Here is a 24,677-nt window from a genome sequence, read left to right on the forward strand (position 1 = left end):
CCATAATTTAAAATTATTGGTAATCGAGAAGGAGTATTTTTTTAACCTATAACACTTAAAGCGATTTGCGGATGTTGAGCTTCCAGGGATTTTCTACGGTGCATATTGCTTTGGTATGAATGAGCTGTGCCATGGTTTTTCCCATTAGTTTAAAATCAGTAGAGAGAGTGGTGATTCCGCCGGCTAGTATCTCCTTGAGCGGGGTATCGTTATAAGATATAATGCCAAAATCTTGGCCGGAATTTAATTGTTGCGCATTAGCCTGCTTGAGTATCTCCACCAAATCCCTATCCCGCACCACAATAAATAAATCGCCTTTCTTAATTTTCCTGGTCGTTATCTCCGATAGAAAGTCATGATTTAACTGGTATTTTTGGCAAAAAGCCTGGAGTCCGGTGTACCTCTCCACCGGCTCTTTCTCTTCTTTCTGTACCATAAGCAGGCGTTTGTATTTTTTAATTAGGTCATAACCAGCAATAAGAGCCTCATAGGTGTCCTTTTCAAAATTCTGAAAAACCGCGGAGTACTTTCCCGTCAACTCCGGATGGAAATGGTCCAGCAAAAACACGCGGCCTCCCAGGGATTGTAACAACGGCTCAATGCCCTGAAATTTGCCGGACATAATAATATAATCCGTGTATTTGTTTTTGGCCTCACTCAATAGAGTGTCAAAAACCTGCCGGTTATAATTGTGAAAGTAAAGGTCTACGGTAACCGAACTTCCTGCCGCCGCCATAAACGAGTTAAACAAGTCTTCCTTAAATTCATTAAACTCGTTAAACAACAAAAATATATGATGGCTGGCGGAAACGTTGGTGCTCGTAACAAAATAGCCTACGCCTTGACTGGCAGAAATAATTCCTTTGGCAACTAATTCCCGTAAACCGGCAAAAACCGTATCCCGCGACAAATTATACTTACTTCTAAATTCATTGATGGAAGGAATTCGGTCGCCGTTGCTGTATTCTTCCGACTGAATTTTATCCGTAACGTGGCTTACCACTAGCTTGTATTTGGACTTGTTTTCTTTCACCTTGAGTAGCATTCAAAACAAAGATAAATTTATAAATACATAATAAAATAAAAAATCGTACTAGTTCGTACCAGTCGGAAAATATCTTTACATTTGAACCTTAAACCGTTCCCGCATGAAAAGATACAGTTCCTTTCTCGTCATTGTCCTAGGGTTCATCTTTTTTGCCTGTTCTAATAAAGAGCAAAGTTTAAGCGAAAAGCCTGCGGTACAGCTTTCGCCGGTCCACCAGGTAAAAATAAATGACCCCTTCTGGAGTCCCAAGCTGGAGCTTTGGCGAACAACTACCGCGAATGATATTTTAGATAAATTTGAAGGAAAACACCTTGCTACCGCAGAGGAAAGAAAAAATAACAATGTGTTCGGGAATTTTGACCAAGTTGCGGCCGGTAAGAAAGGAACGGGTCAGCATGCTGGATTACCTTGGTTTGATGGCTTGATTTATGAAACAATAAGGGGTATTGGAGACTTAGTTGGTCAGTATCCGGATCCGGCCCTACAAGCTAGGCTGGATAATTATATTGATCGGATTTACGCGGCGCAGCAGGCAGATCCTAACGGTTATATTAACACTTATACGGATCTAATGGAACCAACTCATCGCTGGGGAGACAATGGGGGCTTTTTACGCTGGCAGCACGACGTGTACAACGGCGGAATGCTCATCGAGGCAGGTGTACACTATTACAAAGCTACCGGTAAGACAAAACTGCTGACAGTGGCTACCCGCTTTGCCAATTACATGAGCGATTTAATGGGGCCAGTGCCCAAACGCAATATTGTTCCGGCCCACTCTGGTCCCGAAGAAGCAATGATGAAATTATATTGGTTATATAAAGAAGAACCGGAGTTAAAGAAAAAACTAACCGTTCCGGTAAACCAAACTGCTTACTACCGCTTAGCCCAATTCTGGATTGAAAACCGCGGCAAGCATGCGGGTTATCCCTTGTGGCTTACCTGGGGCAATGATAAGTCCGAGAAATGGATTAAAGAACAAAAATATAAAAATGGCTCGATAGCCAGTAATGCCCGGCCTAGTTGGGGCGATTATGCCCAAGATTCGATACCCGTATTCCAGCAGAAAACCATTGAAGGCCACGCGGTCAGAGCTACCTTGCTCGCTACGGGTATTACCGCCGTAGCCCTAGAAAGCCACGCTCCGGAATACGTACAAACGGCAGAAAACCTCTGGGATAACATGGTGGGGCGCCGGATGTTTGTGACCGGAGGTGTCGGTGCTATTCACAATGATGAGAAATTTGGGCCGGATTATTTTCTGCCGACGGATGCCTACTTGGAAACTTGCGCAGCGGTGGGTGCCGGCTTCTTTAGCCAGAGAATGAATGAGCTGACGGGCAACGCCAAATATATGGATGAATTTGAACGAGTATTATACAATAATGTGCTTACCGGTATCTCGCTGGCGGGTAACAAATACACCTACCAGAACCCGCTAAATGCAGCTAATCATGCTCGCTGGAATTGGCACTCTTGCCCGTGCTGCCCACCCATGTTTTTAAAAATGGTGTCGTCCTTACCTGACTATATCTATGCTTCTGCTGGCGACCAATTATATGTCAATCTATTTATCGGGAGCGAGGCACAAATTAAACTAACCGGAAGTAAGCAAGTTGCCATTAAACAAGAAACCAATTATCCTTGGAACGGAAAAATTACCTTGACCGTAAGTCCGGAAAATTCTACTGCCTTTACTTTGTATGTACGCATACCCGGCTGGGCTCGCGGGAAAGAAAATCCCTATGACTTGTACCATTCCGATCTTAATCCGCAGTATACCCTGCGGGTTAATGGCAAAGTGCAGAAAATAGTCCTGGAGAATGGCTATGCGGTAATTCAGAGAAAATGGAAAAAGGGAGATCAAGTAATGCTGGACTTACCCCTACAACCCCGCCTGATAATGGCTAATAAACAAGTGAAAGATTTACAAAGTATGGTTGCCATTGCCTCGGGTCCGATCATCTACTGCCTGGAAGGAGTTGATAATACTAATCTGGAAGTGCTTCAAGTTAATACAGCTGATTCTTTGAAAATGCAGTACCGAAAAGGCATGCTGAACGGGGTTAACGTGATTACAAGTAAGTTAAATAATAAGGGCGAAGAATCCAGTTTGACGGCAATCCCCTACTATGCGGCCGGTAACCGCGAAGGAAGGGGGTACAAAGTTTGGCTAAAGCTTGACCGCTGATGAGGGAACCGGTTTTTTGCCCATCTCCAAAGCCTGGCAAGTAAAATATTTTGTTTGGTGCCGGGCAAATGAAAAATGGAATACATACTATGCTTATTAAAGAAAAAGGCTCTTGTTACGAGAGCCTTTGAGTACGTTTAGTTTTTCAACCTGCAGCCTGTATGTTTTACGGTAATCTGGTTGTGGTTTAGTTATAAATTCATTTATACCATTGGTTTTATGACCACGTATTTACTTCACCCGATCGATTCCTTACCGTTTCACCTACTTCGAGATCAAGTCGCAACAGGGACAACTAATTCAAAAAAAAACAACCATTTAATAGAGAATACTTACCTGAGGAGATAAAATGTAAAAAACGATACTACCGGTAAAAGCGCCTTCTAACATTTAATAATACCGGCCGATCTTACTCACAATCATTTTTTTCATTTCCAGGGGTACAATAGAGCCTTGGGTGCGGTAAGCTACTTTGCCGCCGGGTTCAATTAAGAGGGTGTAGGGCAGAGCTCCCTGCCATTGCGGGTCAATGGCTTCAATTAATTTGTACGTATCTTCGGAGTGCCAGATGTAATTTTTGTTGGAAGCCTGCATTTTTTTCAAAATAGCCAGGGCTTTGTCTTTTTTATCGGGTTTGTCGGCGCTAATGGTGATAAACTCAAACTCGCGGTTGCGGTACATGCGGTTCATGTTAATAAATTCGGGCATTTCTACTACGCAGGGTCCGCACCAGGTTGCCCAAACATTTACCAGGCGTACTTTATCGGTATCATTTTTTAACAAAGCTTTTAAATCGGCTTCTTCAATTACCATTAAATCTACGGGTTCCTTGGCCCACACGAGTGGGGCTTTTTTCGCCCAGTCGCTTTTTTCCTGCCATTTTATAGAACAGCCAAAGGTTTTGGTTTTTGCTACGGCCACGGGTTTTCCGGCCAGCAAGGCATCCAAGGCACTACGGGTATCTTCGGCATTAGCTGAGCCGGGTTTCTCCGCAGCGTCTAAGCGGCCGGTATAGCGCAGCTTGCGTTGTTGGTCGAACACAAAAACGTGCGGCGTTGCCATAGGTCCGTAAGCTTTCGACATAATTTCGGTTTCGCCGTCAAATAAATACGGGAAGTTATATCCTTTGTCCTTCGCCCGAATTTTCATTTCTTCAAAGCTATCGCCTAAATCGGTGTAGCCCATTTCATCTAAAGATACCGCTTGAGGGTAGTTGGGCGAAACGGCCACTACCGCCACCCCTTTGTTTTTGTAATCAGTAACCAATGCTTTCATGCGGTCTTCGTAGGCTTGGGCCGTGGGGCAATGGTTGCAGGTAAAGATTATCGTCAGAATTTTAGCGTTGGCAAAGCTTTTAAGCGAGTACGTTTTTCCATCCACTCCCGGCAAACTAAAGTCGGGAGCCGAAGCGCCAATTTCCAGAGTTTTAGGATCGTCGGCTAAACTGCGGATAGTTGCCAGCAGCAGAATAAAAGCAAAGAGAAAATTTTTTAAAATGCGGGAAAGAAGGAGTGTTTTCATAATACTTTATCCGGATGAATAAGGAAAACTCTTAGATAATTAGGTACACGGAACGGAATTTACCATTTTCTAAAGATTATTTTCTAAATCTGGCTTATAAAATTTTATGACTTTTAAAATTAGTACTTTGAAAACGAAATAAGCTAAGTAAAGAGCCATTTGTGAAAAAGTTCTTCTGCTAAAAGTTGGTATAACGTGAGCATGGCTCGCTCGCACCAACAGTATTTTATTACATTTTCAATATTGTTCCCTTGTTATTAAAATAAGCTTTTAGTAACCTTTTCTTAATCCAGGGCTAATATTTAGATAATAGTGTGGTTCTAATTTCGGCTCGAAATAATTTTTAAACCAGGCCGAAATTTTTTCTCTCCTTTCGATTGATATGCTTGCTTTTTTACCATAGATGGCATGACCCTCGAAAAATTCTGCTGCGATTTTAATGGCAGCCGGGCGGTAATAAACTACAATGTTAACGCGAATGCCGGAGTTGTTACTTTATCCGGAAATGCTTACCAAATTTGGTTAGACGTTCGCTATAGTTTTTAATGATCAAATTTTCCGGATAAGGACATTTTTCTATTAGCAAGTGTGCTTATCTTTTTTAAACTTTAACTTCCTTTTTCCTTTACATTTATCACCCGTATACTATTCTGAATAATGAAAAAAATATTTTGTTTAAGTTTTTTCTGGATGACGTATTTCTTGCAACCCAGCTTTGGTCAAACCCATCTTTTTGCTCCCATTTATTTAACTAATTATTCTTACTCGAAAGACCGGTTGGTAGTAGGTACAATTAAATTACGGGCCGGAAAGGATACCAAAATTCAAAGTATTAGCTTAGCCGGCGAACAAGCCGAGGCTTTTAAAATAAGTAAGGATTACCAACTTTCTATCCGGAAAGAAAAGCTAAATAACAGTAAAAATCCCCTGGAAGTAGCACTAAAAGTTAAAACCAACGCCGGCGAATACCAGCCTACTTTCCGGATTGTAAAGGACGAGTTTATAAAAAATAAAGTAGTAGCGCACCGCGGCGCCTGGAAAAACACCGGGGTAGCCGAAAATTCGGTGGCTTCTTTAAATCATGCCGTGGCAATGGGTTGCGAAGGCAGTGAATTTGATGTCCGGATGTCTTCTGACTCGGTGCTGTACGTAAACCACGACCCGGAAATTCAAGGCCTCTCGATTGCAAAAAGCTCTTCTAATGCATTAAAAACTATAAAATTAGCGCACGGCGAAACATTTCCAACCCTGCAGGATTATTTGCGGGCCGGCATGCAGCAAACTAAAACCAAGCTTATTTTAGAAATTAAAGCTTCGGAAACAGGTAAAGAAAATTCCTTGGCGGCCACCAGAAAAATTGTAAAAATGGTAGAAGATTTACACGCCCAGGCTTGGGTAGATTACATCAGCTTTGATTACGACGTTTGTACCGAAGTTATGAAGCTGGCGCCGTATGCCAAAGTAGCGTACTTAAACGGCGACAAAAACCCTGCTGAATTAGCCCAAGCAAATTTCTACGGCCTGGATTACCATTTTAAGGTTTTACAAAAAAATCCTACCTGGATTAAAGAAGCCAAACAAAATAAACTCACCATTAACGTCTGGACGGTGAATGAGAAAACTATGCTGGAAGATTTTCTGAAAGAAAACGTAGATTTTATTACCACCAACGAACCCGAATTACTCTTAAATATGATTTCTGCCAAGTGAGCAAGTGCTTCGAAAATTAAAAAATTAGAAATTTAGGCTACAAAGGATTCAAGCTAACCTGAACGGCGATTCTAATTTTATACAATTTCCTACTCCCACCTTTGACTACTAAATGGGCCAGCACTATTCCGTTAAATATAACGTTAAGGAAGTAGCAATTAAAATATGGGTTGCGTATATTTAACCTGGGTACAAATTAGAAGGTATCTTGAAATGGTAAACGGAATGAAGTTAAAATACATAAGTTTTTGGGTAATATTTTTAAGTTTAAGCGGGAGCACTATGGCTCAAACTGCCCATGATGCACAAACTGAATTAAACAGCACGCCACCCACTCTGGAAACAACTATAACGAAGCCCGATTCCGGTAGTACTACCCATGCACCGGCAGGTAAACCGGTTCGTAAGATTTCGTACAGTATGTCGGCGGGAGCTCAATTTTCTCCGGGATGGGGCTCGGCTACTTACCTGGAACCCAGTGTATCAATTCCGATAACCAAACGGTTTAGTGGTTTTGCCAGTTTAAACCTGATTTCTACTTATGGCATGGGCTATAATTGGTTAGGCAGAGAAAATACAACGGCTACTTTCACGCCTTTGCGGAACCAGCATTTGATTTTACATGCTGGCGGCAACTACAGGGTGACGGATCGTTTGCGTTTTACCGGCAGCGTTTGGCGGGATTTATCGAAAAATACGATGCCGACTCCGGTTAACAGGTATATGCCCGGCGGAACCAATGGCATGATGTTCCGGGCTCATTATAAAGTAAGTGACAATTTTTCTATATCGGGTGGTTTACGGTATTCTAATGGTAATACCTACCAGAACAGTTGGTATAATCCTGCTTCGCCTTATGGTTTTTAAAGGTTGAGCTTTCAAAACTTCTTAATTAAGTATTTTTTAAGCTGAAAGCGTTAAAGTAGATGGGTAGTTCGAATAACATTAAAATTGAACTGAATTTAAAGGACGTATTATTTTTAATTTAGACGGTTTGTTCCGCGGAGCCTTTTCAAGTCTACGGGTATAGGTGCTATCTCGATGGATAAGTACCCTATTTGCCTCGTGGGTGGCGGACCTCGTTTGGCTCTTCCGGGCTGGTCTAAGTTTCCTTTCCTCCTGCGTCGGAATGCTCCGCACCGGAACCTTAGAAGGCCCTCCCTAGCCAAACTGCTGTCAACTTTTCTTAGCTACTGCTTGGTAGCAGGAACAGTAGTAAATAATTAAATAAAGGTTATTCATTTCTGTTTAGTAGAAGGTTCTATTTACTATATTTAGTAGAAGGATAACATTAGCTAAAGAATCGAATTAATTCATTTGAGAACTTGGTAGAATTTCCGTTAGAGATTATAGTCCGGATTATTCATTGGTAGTTTGTTTAAAAATTGAGTTTACTTTTTAAGAGCATAAAGCAACCGGAGTAAGGTTGCTTTCTCCGGTTACTACCTGAATTCTACTAGTTTACTTAGGTTTTTATTGTAGAAGCGCCTTTACTCTTTCATACCGAAATTCATTATTTTACCCGCCGAGTTTAAGGAAAAGCTCATCTGGAAAAGATTGCCTTGTTTTTTGTCTTTAAAGGTGGCGGTGCCGGTTAAGGGGTCGATGGGAGTCTGGGTTACTCTTTCTATACCACCCGTATTCTGATACAATTCTTTGGCCCGCATAATTAGATTTTCGCTGGTAAGTGCGGCTAGAGCCGATTCGTCCATGTGCGTTTTTAAGAAACCCTGTATTTTTTCGTCGGCGTTAGAATTAATGGCTTCTTCGAAAGCGGTAAAAATAATTTGGTAAGCGTTCATTAATTTTTTGGTTTCGACGGGGCTTAGCTTAGCAGAAGTCGCCTGTGGTTTAACCTTTATCCAAACATCTCTTTTAAAAGCCACTACCTGCGTAATTGCGCCATTTTGGTCACGGGTAAAATCGAGTGTAAAGTCCGGATGATCAACGGCTACAAAGCTGAGTTCGGTTTTTTGCTTAAAACTAATTTCGTTATTGCTCCACGATTCTTTCAACGTTAATTGATCGCCGTAGGCGCTAATTTTAATAAAAGCATTTTGATTGCCCAACATTTGGTACGATCCTTCGAATATTTTTAAATCCAGAATTTTAGTTTCTTTTTGCCCGAGGACAAACCCTAAGCCGGTAACCGGATTATAAGTAAGGTAAATACTGAAAGCAAAAAAGAGCCATAAGATGAAGCTTTTTCTCATAGTTATTGGGTTTAAAAGTTAATTATCGTGTATCATTCATCATCGTTTCATAAGTTTCGTTTTTTCGACCGGCGCACTAACCACCATAAATTATCTGTTCATTCATTATCTATCTTCCCGGCTGTTTTGTTTGCATGTATAATTGCTCCCGTTTTTCCAGATTTTTTAAAACATCGGTCTTTTCTAATAAGGCTGGCCGCAGTTTTTTTTGCGAGAGTAAAAGTAATTGATCGCCGAGGTGTTTGCTGCCGGGTTGGGTAGCATTGCCGTAACTAAGCAACACCTGGGCTTTTACTTTGGGGCCAAATTCGGTTATGGCCACGTAACTATCGCCACCCGTAGCAAAGCTTTTATTGCCGTCGGTGGGAGTTGGCGCAAATTGAATGACCCGAAAAGCGCCGAACTGGTCGGGGCCGCCGTTACCGGGCAAGTTATAGTTACCCATCCGGAACCGGTATACTTCTCCCCAAGCCACATCCAGAGCACCGTAATCGGTTTCAACTTCCAGCGCTGCCCGGGCAAATAAGGCTACGGCTTTTTTGGGGTCTTGTAAGCCATCGGGGGTAGTTAAGGAATGCGCCGGGTCCCATGGCGTCTGGAAAGGATTACGACCTAATTTATTCAGCCACCGCACAAATAACACCGCGCCTTTACTTTGGGCATCGGTGGTTTTATCCCATTTCTGGAGAACAGGCACGGCTCTGATGGCCACCGGGTCCGGGTATTGCTTTACTGCCGCCAATAAATCGTCCAGGATACGGTCGGCAGCTTCCAGGCCGGTGTTTAGTTTATAAGCAACCAGTTCCTGAAAGGTAATAGCCGCATCGCTTTTGATTAAATTTATCGCCCGCTGCGGACGCAAGCGCATTTCCTGCGGCGACAGATAAGCCGGAAATTTGTCTGCTTGCAAGGCAGCAGGGTAGGTGCTGGACCAGGGAGGATCGTTGGCGTTTTGTACAAACCCGGTTTTAGGGTTCAATAATTTAGGTAAATCGTCGTAAGTATGGTACTGCGTCCAGAGGTATTTGGAGGAACTACCATCCAAAGTCCGTTTCCAGAAAGCCCAGTCGCCTTCGCTGCGTTTAGGTACGTTGCCGTTGAAAAGGTAGAATATGTTGCCTTCCTGGTCGGCGTAAATAACGTTGAACATCGGATTTTGCAGCATTTTTAAAGCGGTTTCAAACTCCTTAAAGTTTTGGGCCAGTGCCATTTTATGATATTGGGCGTCTAAAAAAGCATTTTCTAAACCAGCTATCCGTATGGCATAGGCTTTCCCGTTCTTTTCCCCCGCAATTGGCCCCTGTTTGGAACTCAAAAACTCCGTAGGTTGGGTCAAGAAAGTGCCATCGGCTTGCCGGATTTTTAAAGTAACTTTTCTATGGGTAAAAGGCTGCACGACGCCGTCGAGCAAGTAGCCATTATTTTTTAAAGTTAACTCGTACCGATCGGAGGCATCAATGGTGTTCACGGTATGGGTCCAGCCCAATTTATTGTTGAAGGCGATGTTCAATACGGGTTGCCCCACCAGCGAAGCGCCGTAGGCTTGAAACCCGGGAGCTGTGAGGTGTGCTTCAAAAAATAAGTAGAAATCGCTCCAGGGTAAATGCGGATTGGCCATCAGCAAAGCATTTTTAGAAGCTGATTTGGCAGGACCAATCGCATACGCGTTCGATCCCGCATTCATCGGCTGCAGGGCATTGTAAATATCGCCGGCCGCTAAAAACTCCAGGCAAATTATACGGGTACTATGGGCCAGCACATCGGTCGGGGTAATAGGCAGTACGCGCTTCCGGGCAGGGTCAATTACTTCCGGATGCGCCTGCGCGTAGGCGTTTATGCCTTTTACGAAAGCATCTAAATAACTTTTGTACTCCGGGTCCTGTTTTGCGTAGTTTTGGCGGGCAGTTTCCGGCAAATTAAATAGGTGCACCTGTTTATCGGTAGCCAAGTAGTCTATTCCCCAATATTCCGCCGCCCGGCCGCGGGCCTGCCCGTATAATTTTAAAAGTAAATTGGCGTGGTTGTGCATTTGCGCCCAACCAAAGGCGTAGTACATTTCCGGAATACTGCGGCCATAAACGTGTGGTACGCCGTATCTATCCCATAAAATTTCGGTCGGTAAATTTGATGCTGCCCCGGAAGTAGCCTGATTCTGACCAAACGTTACTGGTGCCAGTAAGCAGAATATAACCAACGTAAAAAGCATTCTCATAAGGCAGGTATACCGGGAGCTTGTACTAGAACAGATGCAACCTTCTCTAATTTCCATAATAAATACCTTTTATTTTAGAAAAATGTAGAAGTTCAGAATAACCTGCTAATCTAATATCCCCTTCCCCGGATTATTGTTACCCCTTAAGTTTAATAAAATGAGAGCAGAAATAGTATTTTTTAATGTTATTTCAGGGGAGTGGAGAAATGTGTAACCTTTGGATTGAACCAGAAAAAGCAATTTTGTGCCTTTCCCAGCTGAAATTAATACCAAATAGAAACCAAGGAAGGCATATTTACTCAGATCAGAAGCCAAGAAGAACAATACCCGTTTGGCTAGGGAGAGCCTTTTAGCGTTCCGGTGCCGAGGCACGAGGCACGGTAAACTCAGGTTTATATTCCCCGCTATTTTAGTATCTTAAATCCCATTTAGCAGAATAAAAAATAAGAGCAGAGTTAACGACTGTTTTCTTACTTTCTAATCCAGGGGCAATTAAAATAAATAAAGATTATGTTGTTTAAAGCAAGATTAAAAAGAGCCTGCAACCGGCAGGGACATGCAGTTTTTGTTTTAATTATTTGCCTTTGCTTTTTCCTTTCTGGTCTGCCGCTTTCGGCGCAAAAAAAGAGCCGGCCTAAACAAACCAATGCGTCAGCCACCCATATCGTTCTCACCGATAAGGAAACGAGCCGGTACCGGATAGTGGTGCCCACGGCGGCCACTCCGCACGAATTAAAAGCTTCGCAGGTGCTACAGGACTATTTACTCCAGATTTCGGGCGTGGCTTTGCCCATAGTAGCCGCGAATAAAGGCCGGAGCCGGTACGAAATTGTGCTGGGGCAGAATGAGCGGTTAGCCGAAGCCGGTATTAACGTAGATTTTAATAAACTGAAGGAAGATGGGTTTTTAATTAAAACTGATAGCCTGCGTTTAGTTATTGTCGGTGGCAACGAAAAAGGGACTCTCTACGGGGTGTATACTTTCCTGGAAAAATACCTGGGTTGCCGCATGTATAGTCCCAAAGTTAAAGTAATTCCCACGCAAAAGCAGATTGTTTTATCCCCGATTAACGATTTACAAGTACCGGTAATTTTATTCCGGGATACGCATTACCGGGGTACCTGGGAAGCCGAGTATACTGATTGGCACAAGCTCGACCATGATAAAGAAGGCGGCCGGCCGGATTGGGGCATGTGGGTACATACTTTTAACGAGTTGGTTCCGCCGCAGAATTATTACAAAGAACACCCCGAATATTACTCCCTGGTGAATGGCAAACGCCTCCCTACGCAACTCTGCCTTACCAACCCAGCTGTTTTAGAAATTACCGTGCAGAACCTGCGGCGAAAAATAGCGCAAAACCCTACGGCCACTTACTGGTCGGTAAGTCAGAACGACAACCGTAATTACTGTACCTGCGATAATTGCCGGGCCATTGATGAGCGCGAAGGTTCCCCTTCCGGGTCTATTATTCAATTTGTGAACCAGGTAGCCGTGCAATTTCCGGATAAAATAATTTCTACCCTGGCCTATGAATACGGCCGTAAAGCGCCCAAATCTTTACGGCCCCGGCCAAACGTAAACATCATGCTCTGCAGCATTGAGGTAAACCGCGATAAGCCCATCAACGAAGACCCTGCTAGCACCGATTTCCGGCGCGACGTAGAAGAATGGGGCAAAATAGCTAAGGATATTATTGTTTGGGATTACGTTATTCAGTTCAACCACCTGATTAGTCCTTTCCCGAACCTGCACGTGATTCAGCCGAATATTGCTTTTTTTGCCAAACACGGCGTAACGGCCATGTTCGAACAAGGAAATCGCGAAGTAGGAGGGGAGTTTACCGAACTCCGGAGTTATCTAATCTCCAAACTTTTGTGGGACCCGAACCAGAATGTAGACGTTTTAATGGACGATTTTCTGCAAGGCTATTACGGAGTTGCCGCCAAACCTATCCGGACTTACATCAACGAAATGCGGGAAGCCTTACAGAAATCGGGCGCTCCGCTCCGGATATTTGGTACTCCCTACGATGCTGCCACTACCTATTTAACGCCTACTCTTATCCGGCGGTACGAGCAATTGTTCGATGAAGCCGAAGCCGCTGTAAACCAGGATTCCAAATTGCTGGAACGGGTGAAAATTGCCCGCTTGCCGTTGGAGTACGCTATCATGGAACAGGCTAAGAAAAACTTTACCGGGAAGCAGGGCGTGTTTGTAAAAACCGATGGAAAATGGCAAGTGCGTTCGGCCATCCGGGCCAAAATTGACTCGTTCACGGATTTATGTAACCGGCAGGGAGTAACGCAGGTGAAAGAATGGAGTACTTCGCCGGAAGAATACCGGGCCGCCATGTACCGTTTATTTTCCCAGGGCATGAAAGAGCACCTGGCTTATAACAAAAAAGTTAAATTTTTAAGTCCGGTTGCCGAAAGTCAGCCCACCGAGGCCGGGCGGATGCTCACCGACGGGGTTCGCGGCAGCCACGATTACGCTTTCAACTGGTTTTCTTTCAGCGGCAAAGACCTGGAAGTAGTCATTGACCTGGAAGAAATAAAACCGGTGAAACGGATTGAATCGGCGTATCACCAATTTGCCTTCTGGCTGGGCATTCTACCTAAAAAGGTAGAGTATTCGGTTTCTATGGATGGGGAACATTTTGAGCCAGTCGGATTGGTAAATAATACCTTGCCCATTGACCAGTACGGCGCTATTCAGCGGGATTTTGTTGCGGAATTTGCTCCCCGGAACGTTCGCTACGTGAAGGTAAAAGCTTATACTATTGGTAACACCCCTGAATGGCATCCTGGAGCCGGGCGGCCCGCTACCATGCGGATTGATGAAATTGTGGTAGAGTAGGATATTTAATTATCAGAAAGACTAACCGGAGCGTTATTGGTATTTGGTAATTTTACGTACCTGGATAGCTTTAATACTCAATTGAATTTGCCAAAATGCGGCTTAAATTTTTATCCGTGGACCCTTGAAAAGGCTCCAGAAATTGGCGCTCTCAGGTTTGACAAGGAACCGGTTTGCCTCGTCGTAGCGGACCTCTTTTGGCCCTTCCGGGCCGCTACGACGAGGCGAGCAAGAAAATGGTAGATAAGGATAATTGAAAACTAAGAAAACTGTTAAAGGCAAATTGATTTTATGGTTCCTCCGATTGGCAGTAACTTACCACTCTTTACCATGGTGTTATTTAAGTAATTAAATTAAAATTTGTATAAAGTTGGCGCGAGGCTCCCGCCTCGTGATTAACTAGGAGGCCTCTGTCCGGGCATACAGTTAGGCCTTCCTTAAAAGTAATCAGGTTATATTACTACCGGCCGGAGTCCGGACGATACTACTCACGAGCGGCTCGCGATATAAAAAGGTATTAAAAAACTTAACAGCCCTGTTTTCCAATTATAAATTTTCTGCCCGATTAGCTTCAAATAACAGTTAGCTTGAGTTAACAATACTATTTTTGGACCTAAATGATTGTAAAATCAAACCTCAAAGTTCAGTCAGCAATTAAAAATTAGCCATGGGCTTGGTTAAAACTTGGTTGTCTTTGAGTAACTGCTCTTTCAGTTTGGCATAATTTAAATCTTGCACAGCTTTTTTACTTTCTATAGCCTGCGCTGCGGCCGTAGCAGCACTTTGTCCCAAAATCATAAAAACCGGTTCCATGCGGATAGAACCGTAAGCAATATGCGAGCTGGATAAACAAACCGGCACCAATAAATTCTGGCATTCCTGCTTTTTCGGGATAATAGCGCCGTAGCTAATCTGGTAAGGTTCTTTAACCGGCACGCCAATATCCCCTTCGTTCTGTACGTAGCCGTCGGGTTTTACGTAGCGCTGAATGTTATGGGAATCTAAGGAGTAGGAACCCATACCCACGGGGTTTGCTACTGCTCGGCGGCCCAGGGTTTCGTGTTCCGTCATCACGTAATCGCTTACCATGCGGCGGGCTTCCCGCACATACAACTGGTGCGGCCAGTTGCCGTTTTCCGTAAATTCGTCTTTGGCTAAGCCCCAGGTATTAAATTCTGCTTGCACCTCCTGCGGAATCTGTTTACTGGTAGCCATAAAATAAAGTAAGCCTTTCTGGTAGGTTTCGTGGGCTTTTATAATTTCTTGCCGGCGTTCGTAGGTGGCTTCGGGGTAAGCGTAACTCCCGCCAATGTAATCGGTACTAACCGGGCCGTGGTTGTTGGTATCGGTTTTCCGGTTCGGAATGGCATCAAATTTCCGGAACAACTCCCCCCAGCCCGAATCAAAAACCCGTACCAATAGTTCGTATTGCGCAGAGTCGTAGCCCTCAGGCTTAGGAAAAGGTACCCGGTTTTCCGGGTGATTGGTAAGGCACATCCGGAAGCAGTAAGCCTGCACTTTTTTATCACCGGCGCCTTTTACTCCCGGATCTTCCGGAGAAATCAAAGGCAGTATACCGCTGGCCGGATTACCCGGAATTTTATAAGGATCGATGTTTTTCTTAAAGTAATGATCATGGTGCAAAACTCCGGTTTGTACGCCATTAAACTCTTCGCCGTAAACTGCATTGGCTTCCCGGCCCACGTGGTAACTCACTCCGGCTGCCGCTAGCAAATCGCCTTCGTAAGTAGCATCAATAAACATTTTACCCACGTAGGTAATGCCGCTTAAAGTTTGAATAGCGATTATTTTACCTTTTTTCTTTTGTACGCCACTCTCCCGGTTCAGCCATTCGTCCCGGAAAACCGGAATTTTATTTTCTCTTACAAAGTCTTCCATAACTGTTTCGGCTACGTGAGGTTCAAAAATCCACATGGTGCGTTCGGTACCGTCCATAGCCGGTGTGCCCTGACCTTTGTTGCCGTATTCTTCTTTTTTCTGCCAACGCCAGGCTTCGGGTTTTTGGTAATGCTGGTAAATTCGTTGGTAAAATTCGCGGGCAATACCGCCTATTACGGCTTTATTTCCGGTATCAGTAAATCCCAAGCCACTGGAAGCCATCCCGCCCAAATGCTTATCCGGCGAAACTACAATAACACTTTTTCCCAAACGGGTGGCCTGCACTGCCGAAGCAATTGCCGCTGAAGTGCCACCATAAATGATAATATCTGCCTTTATAATATTCTGATTAGAAGCAGTAGAATTTTTTACTTCGGAGTTACGACAGGATAATAAACTCAGAAAAACGAACCAGCTAATAAACCGAATAGTATATCTCATAAAATCGCGTTTAAGAAGTGATCCGGTAATTTATCTATTACCTTAATTTTTACCTAATTTATAAATTTTTGCTGCTGATGATTCAACGCCAGGTCTACCGCATGCCGAAAGCAGGTTCCATTAAAAACCTGAAATTACAAACCGAAAAGTTAGGACCACCTCAACCCGAAGAAGTATGCGTGCGGGTAAAAGCCATTGGGCTCAACTTTGCCGATATTTTTGCCATGCAGGGTTTGTACAGCGCGACGCCCCAAGGCTCGTTTATTCCAGGATTGGAATTTTCCGGAGAGATTGCAGCCGTTGGTGCAGCCGTAAAAGAATGGCAAGTGGGCAATAAAGTAATGGGCGTTACTAAGTTTGGCGGTTATGCCTCGCGTATTAATAGCCATTCTCGTTATGTAATTCCCTTACCGGAAGCCTGGAGTTACGAAGAAGGCGCCGGATTTCTGGTGCAAGGGCTCACCGCTTATTACGCGCTTCTGGAACTGGGTAATTTGCAACCCGGTATGACGGTGTTAATTCATAGTGCGGCCGGCGGAGTAGGTATTCTGACGAACCGGATTTGTAAAAAATACGAAGCGTATACCATTGGCACGGTAGGGCAGGCGAACAAAATTGATTTTCTAAAGGAACAAGAAGCTTACGATACCGTTATTTTGCGGGATAAACATTTTGCCCAAAAATTAAAAAATACTTTGGCTGACCGGCCTTTGCTGTTGATTATGGAATGCATTGGTGGTAAAATTCTACAGCAAGGTTGGGATTTATTGGCTCCTATGGGCCGCATGGTGGTGTACGGCAATGCCAGTTTTTCCAGCCATAGTTCCAAACCCAATTACCCGAAACTTTATTTAAAGTACCTACAACGGCCCAAAATCGATCCGCTACGGTTACCCACTCAGAATAAATCGCTCATGGGATTTAATCTCATCTACCTTTACGAGCAAACGGATTTGATGCACCTATTACTACAAAAGTTGCAGGCTCTCCAATTAGCTCCTCAGTACATTGGTCAGGTATATGATTTTAAAGAAATGCACGAGGCAATTTCCCTTTTCCAGCGAGGGAAAACTATGGGCAAAGTGGTAGTAAAGATGGAGGCGTAAAACAGTATTATCTTCTCGTTTCTTAAACCAAACACAATCCATAAACTTCTCCCTTTCAGTTAATAAAATTCCGAAGGAAAAATGGTAAACTGCACCATGGAAAACTCTATTTAAACTGCTGCTAGATTAAAATTTAGTAATGAATAGTGCTTATAGAGCATCCCGTTTTTAAAACTCAGCAAAATGTAACTCTGGTGTCCGAATTTAAATATCTGAAAACTTAAAAATGCGGTAAAATGATAAACAACAATAATAACTCCCGCCGGGATTTTATTAAAAAAGCCGGCTTGGGTTCGGTGGGGTTGGCCCTGGGAATGAGTGCCAAAAGCTACGCCAGTATTATGGGCGCCAACGATCGGGTAAGAATGGGATTTGTGGGGGTGAATGGCCGGGGCAATGGCATGACCAAAAACTTTGCTCGCCAGGCGGGTTGCGAAGTGGTATATGTATGCGATGTAGATGCCAATGCCATGGCGAAAACCATTACGGGCTTAGCCGATATCAGCAAAAAAAAGCCAAAGGGCGTAAAAGATTTCCGGACTATTTTGAATGACAAATCACTGGACGGAGTCTATATTGCTACTCCGGATCATTGGCACGCCCCTGCGGCCATTCTGGCTTGCCAAGCCGGTAAACACGTGTACGTGGAGAAACCCTGCAGCCATAACCCTTACGAGGGGGAATTGCTGGTAGAAGCGGCGCGCAAATACAACCGCATTGTGCAAATGGGAAATCAGCGACGTTCGTGGCCCCGCATTATGGAATGCATGGAAGAACTAAAATCCGGGATAATTGGTAAGGCTTATTTGGCGAAAGGCTGGTACACCAATAATCGTAAACCCATTGGCAAAGGCAAACAGGTACCTGTACCGGCCAACCTGGATTATGAATTGTGGCAAGGACCGGCTCCCCGGCGGCCGTACCAGGATAATTTAATTCATTATAATTGGCATTGGTTCTGGAATTGGGGTACCGGCGAAGCTTTAAATAATGGCACCCACGAAATAGACGTAATGCGCTGGGGCTTAGGCGTGGAGTATCCAACGAGGGTAACCTCCTTCGGGGGCCGTTATGCGTACCAGGACGATTGGGAAACGCCCGATACGCAGGTGATTAACTTAGAATTTCCGGGAGGTATGGCCATGACCTGGGAAGGCCGCAGTTGTAATAATTACCCCGTGGAGGGTAGCGCTCGCGGGGCTATTTTTTACGGCGACAAAGGCACCGTTGTGACTACCGGCGATAACGATTATACCGTGTATAACATGGATAATAAAGTAGTGAAGAAAGTGCAGGACGAAGCGAAAACCAATACTACGGATCCGGCTGGTCCCGGCGATAAACTGGATGCCTTCCACATCCATAACTTCCTGGATTGCGTCCGAACCGGCAAGCGTCCCAACGGCGACATCGAAACTGGCCACAAGAGTGTATTGTTGTGCCAACTGGGCAATATTGCCCAACGAACCGGCCGGGTACTAAACTGTGATCAAAAGAATGGGCATATTGTAAATGATAAAGAGGCTATGGCCTTGTGGCGGCGCGAGTACGAGCCCGGTTGGGAACCCAAGCTAGTATAAAACATAAAATTTTTAGATTTAAAATAATTGCCCCACCCAAGTAAAACCGTAATTGGAACTTATGACGGGGCTTTTTTTTGAACTTACGCTTCGAAAATTGTTGTACTTTTTTTCTACCTTCCAGTTCTTCGGAGTAGAGCATCCGGAAAAATCTGGATGCCATCTTTTTTAAAAATTGAAAAGCAGCGGGATTGTTACTTCCGGCAAAACCGGGCCAACTAGGTTTTTTAATCGCCGTTAAAAGCCGGCAAAATTGATTTACTTGCTTTCTGATATAAGATACAAGAAGTATGAAACCCAAAAACTTATCCGTGGAAGAAAATAACTTTATAAAAAAGCTTCATCAAATAGTAAACAATACGGTTAAAGAAGAAAAACTTATCACGGATAACTTATCTAACCCGCCGAAAGAAATAGTAACCCGCGGACAAACTATCTCCGACAAAGTAGCCCGCTTTGGGGGCAGTTGGAAATTTATTATTTACTTCTGTACCTTATTACTGGTATGGATTATAGTTAATGGCCTGGTGCTTGGCCGCGAGGCATTTGACCCCTACCCCTTTATTCTGATGAACTTAATTTTATCTTGTGTGGCGGCTTTACAAGCTCCCATTATCATGATGAGCCAGAACCGAAAGGAAGAAAAAGACCGAATGCGCAGCGAGAACGATTACCTCATTAATTTAAAAGCGGAAGTAGAAATTCGCAGTTTGCACCAGAAAATAGATTTGCTCCTGGAAGAACAGGTGAAGCAATTGTACCAGAACCAGGCTAAGCAATTAGAAATACTGCAACAAATACAAAGGCAATTAAATAAGGCTTCTTAAAAAAGACTCGATGGAAAATCAAAACGAGAATAACTCGCCGCATATTCTGAACACGTCGGCTAATTTGCTGGGGCTTTGCTTTATTGTCCTTACCTCCATAAAAGTACTGAAGCTCAAAGAAGTTTCTATTATTGATGAACTCACGACAGTGGCCATCTTATTTTTTATGATCAGCAGTATTCTTTCTTTTTTAGCCATGCGGCATAAATCGTTGCGCAACAACCGTTACGAAAAAATTGCCGATTATATTTTTCTGGCGGGCTTGTTTTTTCTTTTTTTTACTACCATGCTCATTGCTTTTAACATCATCAGTTAACAGTTACCAAGTACTATTTACCATTAATCATTTACCATTTACCATTTACCATTTACCTATCTTCAACCAGTAGTAATAAAATAAGCTTTCATCTGTGGACTGTGGACTATGGACCATCAACAACCATCCACTAATAATGGGCAACTTTGGTTAAAACGGATGGGGCTTGCACTAAATCTAAGTCGTGGGTATACACCAGGTATTTATTCGTCCAGGTATCGGCAAACTTTTCTTTGAAGAACCGCAAACCGTGTAAATGCGAAAACTGGTGTAAATTATTATAGGCAAATTGCAGGGCTTTCTCCGGAATGTTCTGGGGTTGGTTTAAGCCGGATAAGGGGGCCATGCCTAAATTCAAAAATAGCAGGTTCTGGGTTTTAAAATAATCGATTAATTGTACCAGTAAAAAATCTAACACGCCGTTGGGGGCATCTACTGTTTTCCGGATTAGATCGTACGTTCCTTCCTGCGGCGAATAATCGGGTATAACGTTAATAAAGGCTACCATTTTTTCTTCTGCATCTTCCACGGTAATAACTACCTGTTGTTTTATTTCGGCGGTATTAAAAACACCTTGCGTAAACGCACTTTCTTGCTTTTTAAATTCTTTTAACCATTCCTCCGAAACTGCCTTTAACCGTTGGATAAGTCCTTCTTTTAAAGGCGGCAGGTACGTTCGGCTAACATAACCGGCTGTACTTACTTTGCGGATAGCATTCCGCAACGATTTGCGTTCAGCTCCTTCTAAAGTAAAATTTTGTAAAGAGATTATGCCTTCCTGACCAATAAACAAATGCTTTTTACCCAAGGAGGTATACGCAGCTAAGTCTTTTTCATCAATTCGGTAATAGATAGCTTGCCAACCGTTTTGGTGGCAGAATTGCTCAAATTCCGTGATAACCGTAGAAAATATAACTTCATCGGCCAATACCGGATTTTCTAATACTACCGCATATTGCCCGGCTACTTTATAAGCCACAAATGCATTGTTAGCCGCATTAAAAAATAGTTGCTTATCGGGGTAAACTTTAAAATAATCTAAAGACGATTTGCCGTATTGGTTGAGCAATTCTTTGGCTCTGGTTATATCTTCGTGGGTGTGGGTAGTTTTATTAAAAACGGGACGTAGCAGCACGTACGTTAAAAATGTGAGCCAGGCTAATTCCATTGTTTGCAGCGAAACACTAAAGCCCCGCGCAAAAAGAGTTTGCGGAAACAACCGATCGTTTTGTAATAAAAGTAATTTGCCAAATTGTGTAAGAGCCGTAAACCAGGTAAAATTTTGATTAAAATGGCGGTAGTCGAGCCAGTAAAATCCTACTAAGCCATAGATTAGTAAAAGGCAAAAGCCGGTGGTTAGTAAAAAGCCTTTATGCCGGATACCCTTGGGGTCACTTTTTAAAGTATAATGCCGGCGGGTATAAATTAAAACAATCAGCACGCTTAAACCGAACAAAGCTTCTTCGTAGTCAATGGCCTTGCCTATATGGCCCAGAATAGAGACAATGGTTAGTACAAGGGCCATTATCCAGGCGTTGCGAAAGCCCTGGAATAGATAAACAGATAAAAATAATAACAATATTCCCCCACCAATAACCGCATAATTAGAGAAAAAAATAGTAGAGGAAGAAAGAAAGTGGGTAAGTAAAGTTAACCGTTCCGCAATAGCAGGAGTAAGCACCGATATAATATTTACCAAACCCAGCAAAAAAATCAGAAATGCCGGTAAGATGCGTAAGAGTAAATTATTTTTCTGAAACAGAAAGGCTGCCAAACCAAATAAAAGCGGTAGCCAGAATTCAAAGAACCGGTAGTAAAGCGTTATCGCTACTGCTGCCACTTTGGGTATACCGTATTGTACCAGTACATAGGTTAACGAAAGCTCAACGGCGCCTAAACCGCGGAACAAAGGCGAAACAGCATAAAGCAAAGTGGCAATAGTGTAACCAAAAGCAATCATCTCGAGGGTAGCCGGGTGCCCGATGGCCCAACAGGCAATCCATAAGTGAGCCATGCCGCATAATTCTACCCCAATAGAGGCTACTACTGCCCCCAGCAGCCACGACTTTTGGTAAGTTTGATTGCGGATTTGCTCCAGCAAATTGGCGGCAGCCGGAAAACGTTGAACAAAAAAGGTATAAGAGCGGCCACGCCGGAAAAAGGTAATAATTAAAATAAGTATGCCAACCGCCACCACCAATAAAGTACTAAAAGCAATAAGAAGATTGTTGCTTAAATTTCCCCTCAGGGTTAACAAGCCAATTACCGGCAATGCAATTAAAAGCAAGGAAGCATAACTTGCAAAAACGTATAAAAAAGTAGCTTGCGAATTTTGAGCGGGTAATACTTTTTGTTTTAAAATAGAATTATTAAAAAAGGCCAGCGACGAAACGCCTCCGGCCGGTAAAAATACACTGAGCAAGTTTCGTTTTAAAAATACCCGCACGAGCAAGGGCAAAGAAACCCGGGCATTAACGGCGGCAAAACTGCAAAAATAAATGCCGGCATTCAGAACAGCGTAGAATAAGGAAACTAAAAGAGCAACAAGACCTAAACCGAAAGAAGTCTGCTGGATTTTAGTAAAAGCCAATGGTAATTCGGTTCCTTCATGCTTCACAAAAAAAATACAAAAAAATACGATTATTAGGGTTAGGCCCGCTTGCCAGATACCTTTTCGGCTTAAAGGTATTTTAAAATTACGAAGGGCAGTTTCCATAAATTAATAATTAAAACCGGAATGCGAAAAAAGTATCTGCTCGGAATGGGCGCCACTCTCCTTATACTTGGCGCATTCGTAATCGGGTATTTTGTTCTGCCCCTTTATCAGGATGAGTCGGAACAAATAGCTACTCAATATGCTAAAGATGCGCGGTTCCGGCAAGTGAGCCAAACGCCATTTTTCCTGCAGCGGATTCTTATGCATGTAATCTAATTTTTATTCAAATACTTTTTTTTATTCAAATACTTTCCTGGACCATAAAGGACAGACAAGGGTCGGTATTCCTGTACTTGCTAAGAGCAGTCTTTCACTTTTACCCGAAACTTTTCTAATCCAGAAGGGTGATATTGTTGTAAGTCAAATTTAATTTGCAGAGCGGTAAATTTTAGATAATCCCGCTGCCCATCAGATGATTTTATATTTTCGCGCTTTTGCCAGATTATAGGCAAGTAGTTGGTATAATAATAAAACCATACAATTTGAAACGCTGCTGGAGCACCAAAAATTTTAAGCTACCCATTATTCTATCCTTGTGTTTATCAGGCTTTAACAAATGCTTCCGCTCCAAATAAAGTAACCGTAAAAAACTGCGGATGCTCCGTTAGCATCGGCTCATTATTACTAAGCATGATGGGTAAGATGAATTAGTTGGTTTCAGGTGATAATAACTGAAACAGCAAAAATAATACGGTTCAGGTGGTGAGTAATTTACTTTTACCAAGTCTGAACTTATCTTGAATTAAGATTCAATTCCACAATTCTGTAAAATATTTTAGTATATTACCTTGCCTAAACTGCCTAACTATGAAAATTCTGAGTTTTTTTCTGTTTGCCAGTAGTATTTTTTTGTTCGCTTTTATTTTTCCAAAATTAGTTAAACCAAAAGCCGGCATTTCAAAAGAAATATTTGGTAAAATGCCGGATGGAAAGGAAGTGCATTTGTTTACTCTGACTAATACTGCCGGCATGGAAGTTAAAATAACCAATTACGGCGGCTATATCGTTACCTGGAAGGCTCCAGATAGAACCGGTAAGCAGGAATATATTACCTTAGGCGTACCCACTTTCGCCGATTATTTAAAAGGTACCCCAGTATTCGGACCTATCATTGGCCGCTACGGCAACCGGATTGCCAAAGGCAAAATGGTACTAGATGGCAAAGAATATACTTTAACTACCAACGGCAGCGGGAACCACATGCACGGCGGAAAAATAGGTTTTGATAAAAAAGTATGGGCTGCTACCCTTGTGAATAATCCCGAACCGGCCTTAAAGTTACAATATACCTCGCCGGACGGCGAAGAAGGTTACCCGGGTACGCTGGCGGTGGAGGTAACTTATACCTTACAAAAAAACAACGCTCTGCGCATTGATTATAAAGCTACTACCGATAAAGTAACCGTAGTAAATCTCACCAACCACGCTTATTTTAATTTGAGCGGGATGAAACGGGATGTTCTAAACCAGGAACTCATGCTACCTGCCAGTAAATTTCTGCCCACGGATCGCACGCAAATTCCGACCGGAGAGTTAAAGTCCGTAGCGGGTACGCCCTTCGATTTTACCAAACCCACCGTTATTGGTAACCGCATCAACGACACCACCGATACGCAAATTAAATACGGCCACGGCTACGACCATTGCTGGGTTTTTAACGATCAGTCGAAGAAATTAAAATTGGGGGCTACCGTTTACGAACCCGTAAGTGGCCGGTTTATGGAAATGTACACCACCGAACCGGGCGTGCAAATTTATACCGGTAATCATTTAAACGGTAAAATTCAAGGCAAAGAAGGGGTACCTTATACTACTCGTTTTGGCTTGTGCCTCGAAACCCAACATTTTCCCGATTCGCCTAATCATCCGAATTTTCCGACTACCACCCTGCGGCCCGGTGAAACCTACCAATCGACTACCGTATATAAATTATCCGCGAAGTAGATAATCGGTTTACCCCTGAGCTTATTTACCCCGAAAGTTTTACATTTAAGGTATTTACCCTTTTATTCCGGCCCTAAATTCCGGATTATTGTCC

17 protein-coding genes are annotated in these 24,677 nt (G+C 43.2%); 11 read left to right on the plus strand and 6 right to left on the minus strand.

The genetic code is table 11. The features are described from left to right. Positions 1–55: 55 nt before the first annotated feature. Positions 56–1,045, minus strand: coding sequence for a GntR family transcriptional regulator (locus AHMF7605_RS24920; protein ID WP_199200305.1), 990 nt, complete (start codon positions 1,043–1,045; stop codon positions 56–58). A 103-nt stretch (positions 1,046–1,148) separates the two neighbouring features. On the opposite strand from AHMF7605_RS24920, the gene AHMF7605_RS24925 reads away from it, so the two are divergent. Then, entirely contained in the window at positions 1,149–3,239 is a 2,091-nt protein-coding gene (locus tag AHMF7605_RS24925; RefSeq protein ID WP_106932675.1) for a glycoside hydrolase family 127 protein, read from the plus strand. A 390-nt stretch (positions 3,240–3,629) separates the two neighbouring features. Here AHMF7605_RS24925 and AHMF7605_RS24930 read toward each other — a convergent pair whose 3' ends face one another. Continuing rightward, positions 3,630–4,760: a redoxin domain-containing protein gene (locus AHMF7605_RS24930; RefSeq protein WP_106932676.1), complete on the minus strand. Its 1,131-nt coding sequence runs from the start codon at positions 4,758–4,760 to the stop codon at positions 3,630–3,632. Between the two features lie 408 nt (positions 4,761–5,168). Here AHMF7605_RS24930 and AHMF7605_RS29960 point away from each other — a divergent pair, with 408 nt between their 5' ends. The 3 genes from AHMF7605_RS29960 to AHMF7605_RS24940 all read left to right on the plus strand — a co-directional run bounded on the left by AHMF7605_RS29960 (position 5,169) and on the right by AHMF7605_RS24940 (position 7,337). Further along, entirely contained in the window at positions 5,169–5,306 is a 138-nt protein-coding gene (locus tag AHMF7605_RS29960; RefSeq protein WP_158267616.1) for a hypothetical protein, read from the plus strand. Positions 5,307–5,417: 111 nt separating this feature from the next. Then, positions 5,418–6,470 (plus strand): glycerophosphodiester phosphodiesterase, encoded by a 1,053-nt coding sequence (locus AHMF7605_RS24935; RefSeq protein ID WP_233219249.1) that lies wholly within the window; start codon positions 5,418–5,420, stop codon positions 6,468–6,470. Positions 6,471–6,752: 282 nt separating this feature from the next. Continuing rightward, on the plus strand, positions 6,753–7,337 hold the full coding sequence (locus tag AHMF7605_RS24940) for a hypothetical protein (RefSeq protein WP_146153669.1): 585 nt from the start codon (positions 6,753–6,755) through the stop codon (positions 7,335–7,337). A gap of 623 nt (positions 7,338–7,960) precedes the next feature. Here the strand turns inward: AHMF7605_RS24940 and AHMF7605_RS24945 are convergent. Together AHMF7605_RS24945 and AHMF7605_RS24950 are read right to left on the minus strand one after the other, a co-directional pair. Beyond that, a complete protein-coding gene (locus AHMF7605_RS24945; protein WP_106932679.1) occupies positions 7,961–8,683 on the minus strand; it encodes a hypothetical protein in 723 nt (240 codons plus the stop codon). Positions 8,684–8,792: 109 nt separating this feature from the next. After that, complete coding sequence (locus AHMF7605_RS24950; RefSeq protein WP_106932680.1) at positions 8,793–10,895, minus strand: acylase; 2,103 nt, start codon at positions 10,893–10,895, stop codon at positions 8,793–8,795. Positions 10,896–11,405: 510 nt separating this feature from the next. On the opposite strand from AHMF7605_RS24950, the gene AHMF7605_RS24955 reads away from it, so the two are divergent. Further along, positions 11,406–13,754 carry a DUF4838 domain-containing protein gene (locus AHMF7605_RS24955; RefSeq protein WP_106932681.1) on the plus strand — a complete coding sequence of 783 codons (2,349 nt, stop codon included), beginning with the start codon at positions 11,406–11,408 and terminating at the stop codon, positions 13,752–13,754. Between the two features lie 654 nt (positions 13,755–14,408). On the opposite strand, the gene AHMF7605_RS24960 is transcribed toward AHMF7605_RS24955, so the two are convergent. Beyond that, positions 14,409–16,094, minus strand: a complete 1,686-nt coding sequence (locus tag AHMF7605_RS24960) for an FAD-dependent oxidoreductase (protein ID WP_106932682.1) — start codon at positions 16,092–16,094, stop codon at positions 14,409–14,411. A 77-nt stretch (positions 16,095–16,171) separates the two neighbouring features. On the opposite strand from AHMF7605_RS24960, the gene AHMF7605_RS24965 reads away from it, so the two are divergent. From AHMF7605_RS24965 to AHMF7605_RS24980, 4 genes are all read left to right on the plus strand, one after another. Beyond that, entirely contained in the window at positions 16,172–17,200 is a 1,029-nt protein-coding gene (locus AHMF7605_RS24965) for an alcohol dehydrogenase catalytic domain-containing protein (RefSeq protein WP_106932683.1), read from the plus strand. A 236-nt stretch (positions 17,201–17,436) separates the two neighbouring features. Next, entirely contained in the window at positions 17,437–18,780 is a 1,344-nt protein-coding gene (locus AHMF7605_RS24970) for a Gfo/Idh/MocA family protein (RefSeq protein WP_106932684.1), read from the plus strand. A 290-nt stretch (positions 18,781–19,070) separates the two neighbouring features. Next, positions 19,071–19,607: a DUF1003 domain-containing protein gene (locus tag AHMF7605_RS24975; RefSeq protein ID WP_106932685.1), complete on the plus strand. Its 537-nt coding sequence runs from the start codon at positions 19,071–19,073 to the stop codon at positions 19,605–19,607. A gap of 10 nt (positions 19,608–19,617) precedes the next feature. Beyond that, entirely contained in the window at positions 19,618–19,923 is a 306-nt protein-coding gene (locus AHMF7605_RS24980; protein ID WP_106932686.1) for a hypothetical protein, read from the plus strand. 130 nt (positions 19,924–20,053) lie between these two features. Here the strand turns inward: AHMF7605_RS24980 and AHMF7605_RS24985 are convergent, their stop codons facing one another. Next, positions 20,054–22,639 (minus strand): phosphatidylglycerol lysyltransferase domain-containing protein, encoded by a 2,586-nt coding sequence (locus AHMF7605_RS24985; protein WP_106932687.1) that lies wholly within the window; start codon positions 22,637–22,639, stop codon positions 20,054–20,056. 21 nt (positions 22,640–22,660) lie between these two features. On the opposite strand from AHMF7605_RS24985, the gene AHMF7605_RS24990 reads away from it, so the two are divergent. Both AHMF7605_RS24990 and AHMF7605_RS24995 read left to right on the plus strand, forming a co-directional pair. Further along, entirely contained in the window at positions 22,661–22,855 is a 195-nt protein-coding gene (locus AHMF7605_RS24990; protein ID WP_106932688.1) for a hypothetical protein, read from the plus strand. A gap of 591 nt (positions 22,856–23,446) precedes the next feature. Further along, positions 23,447–24,583 (plus strand): aldose epimerase family protein, encoded by a 1,137-nt coding sequence (locus AHMF7605_RS24995; protein WP_106932689.1) that lies wholly within the window; start codon positions 23,447–23,449, stop codon positions 24,581–24,583. Positions 24,584–24,677: the final 94 nt, after the last annotated feature.

This window comes from Adhaeribacter arboris, from assembly GCF_003023845.1.
GTDB lineage: Bacteria > Bacteroidota > Bacteroidia > Cytophagales > Hymenobacteraceae > Adhaeribacter > Adhaeribacter arboris.

Bases quoted from the DNA above. Each gene is read 5' to 3' on its own strand.
- AHMF7605_RS24955 (WP_106932681.1), top strand. From the start codon at position 11,406: ATGTTGTTTAAAGCAAGATTAAAAAGAGCCTGCAACCGGCAGGGACAT.
- AHMF7605_RS24940 (WP_146153669.1), top strand. From the start codon at position 6,753: ATGGCTCAAACTGCCCATGATGCACAAACTGAATTAAACAGCACGCCA.
- AHMF7605_RS24920 (WP_199200305.1), bottom strand. From the start codon at position 1,045: ATGCTACTCAAGGTGAAAGAAAACAAGTCCAAATACAAGCTAGTGGTA.
- AHMF7605_RS24970 (WP_106932684.1), top strand. From the start codon at position 17,437: ATGATAAACAACAATAATAACTCCCGCCGGGATTTTATTAAAAAAGCC.
- AHMF7605_RS24925 (WP_106932675.1), top strand. From the start codon at position 1,149: ATGAAAAGATACAGTTCCTTTCTCGTCATTGTCCTAGGGTTCATCTTT.
- AHMF7605_RS24960 (WP_106932682.1), bottom strand. From the start codon at position 16,094: ATGAGATATACTATTCGGTTTATTAGCTGGTTCGTTTTTCTGAGTTTA.
- AHMF7605_RS29960 (WP_158267616.1), top strand. From the start codon at position 5,169: ATGACCCTCGAAAAATTCTGCTGCGATTTTAATGGCAGCCGGGCGGTA.
- AHMF7605_RS24965 (WP_106932683.1), top strand. From the start codon at position 16,172: ATGATTCAACGCCAGGTCTACCGCATGCCGAAAGCAGGTTCCATTAAA.
- AHMF7605_RS24990 (WP_106932688.1), top strand. From the start codon at position 22,661: ATGCGAAAAAAGTATCTGCTCGGAATGGGCGCCACTCTCCTTATACTT.
- AHMF7605_RS24930 (WP_106932676.1), bottom strand. From the start codon at position 4,760: ATGAAAACACTCCTTCTTTCCCGCATTTTAAAAAATTTTCTCTTTGCT.
- AHMF7605_RS24945 (WP_106932679.1), bottom strand. From the start codon at position 8,683: ATGAGAAAAAGCTTCATCTTATGGCTCTTTTTTGCTTTCAGTATTTAC.
- AHMF7605_RS24980 (WP_106932686.1), top strand. From the start codon at position 19,618: ATGGAAAATCAAAACGAGAATAACTCGCCGCATATTCTGAACACGTCG.
- AHMF7605_RS24995 (WP_106932689.1), top strand. From the start codon at position 23,447: ATGAAAATTCTGAGTTTTTTTCTGTTTGCCAGTAGTATTTTTTTGTTC.
- AHMF7605_RS24975 (WP_106932685.1), top strand. From the start codon at position 19,071: ATGAAACCCAAAAACTTATCCGTGGAAGAAAATAACTTTATAAAAAAG.
- AHMF7605_RS24985 (WP_106932687.1), bottom strand. From the start codon at position 22,639: ATGGAAACTGCCCTTCGTAATTTTAAAATACCTTTAAGCCGAAAAGGT.
- AHMF7605_RS24935 (WP_233219249.1), top strand. From the start codon at position 5,418: ATGAAAAAAATATTTTGTTTAAGTTTTTTCTGGATGACGTATTTCTTG.
- AHMF7605_RS24950 (WP_106932680.1), bottom strand. From the start codon at position 10,895: ATGAGAATGCTTTTTACGTTGGTTATATTCTGCTTACTGGCACCAGTA.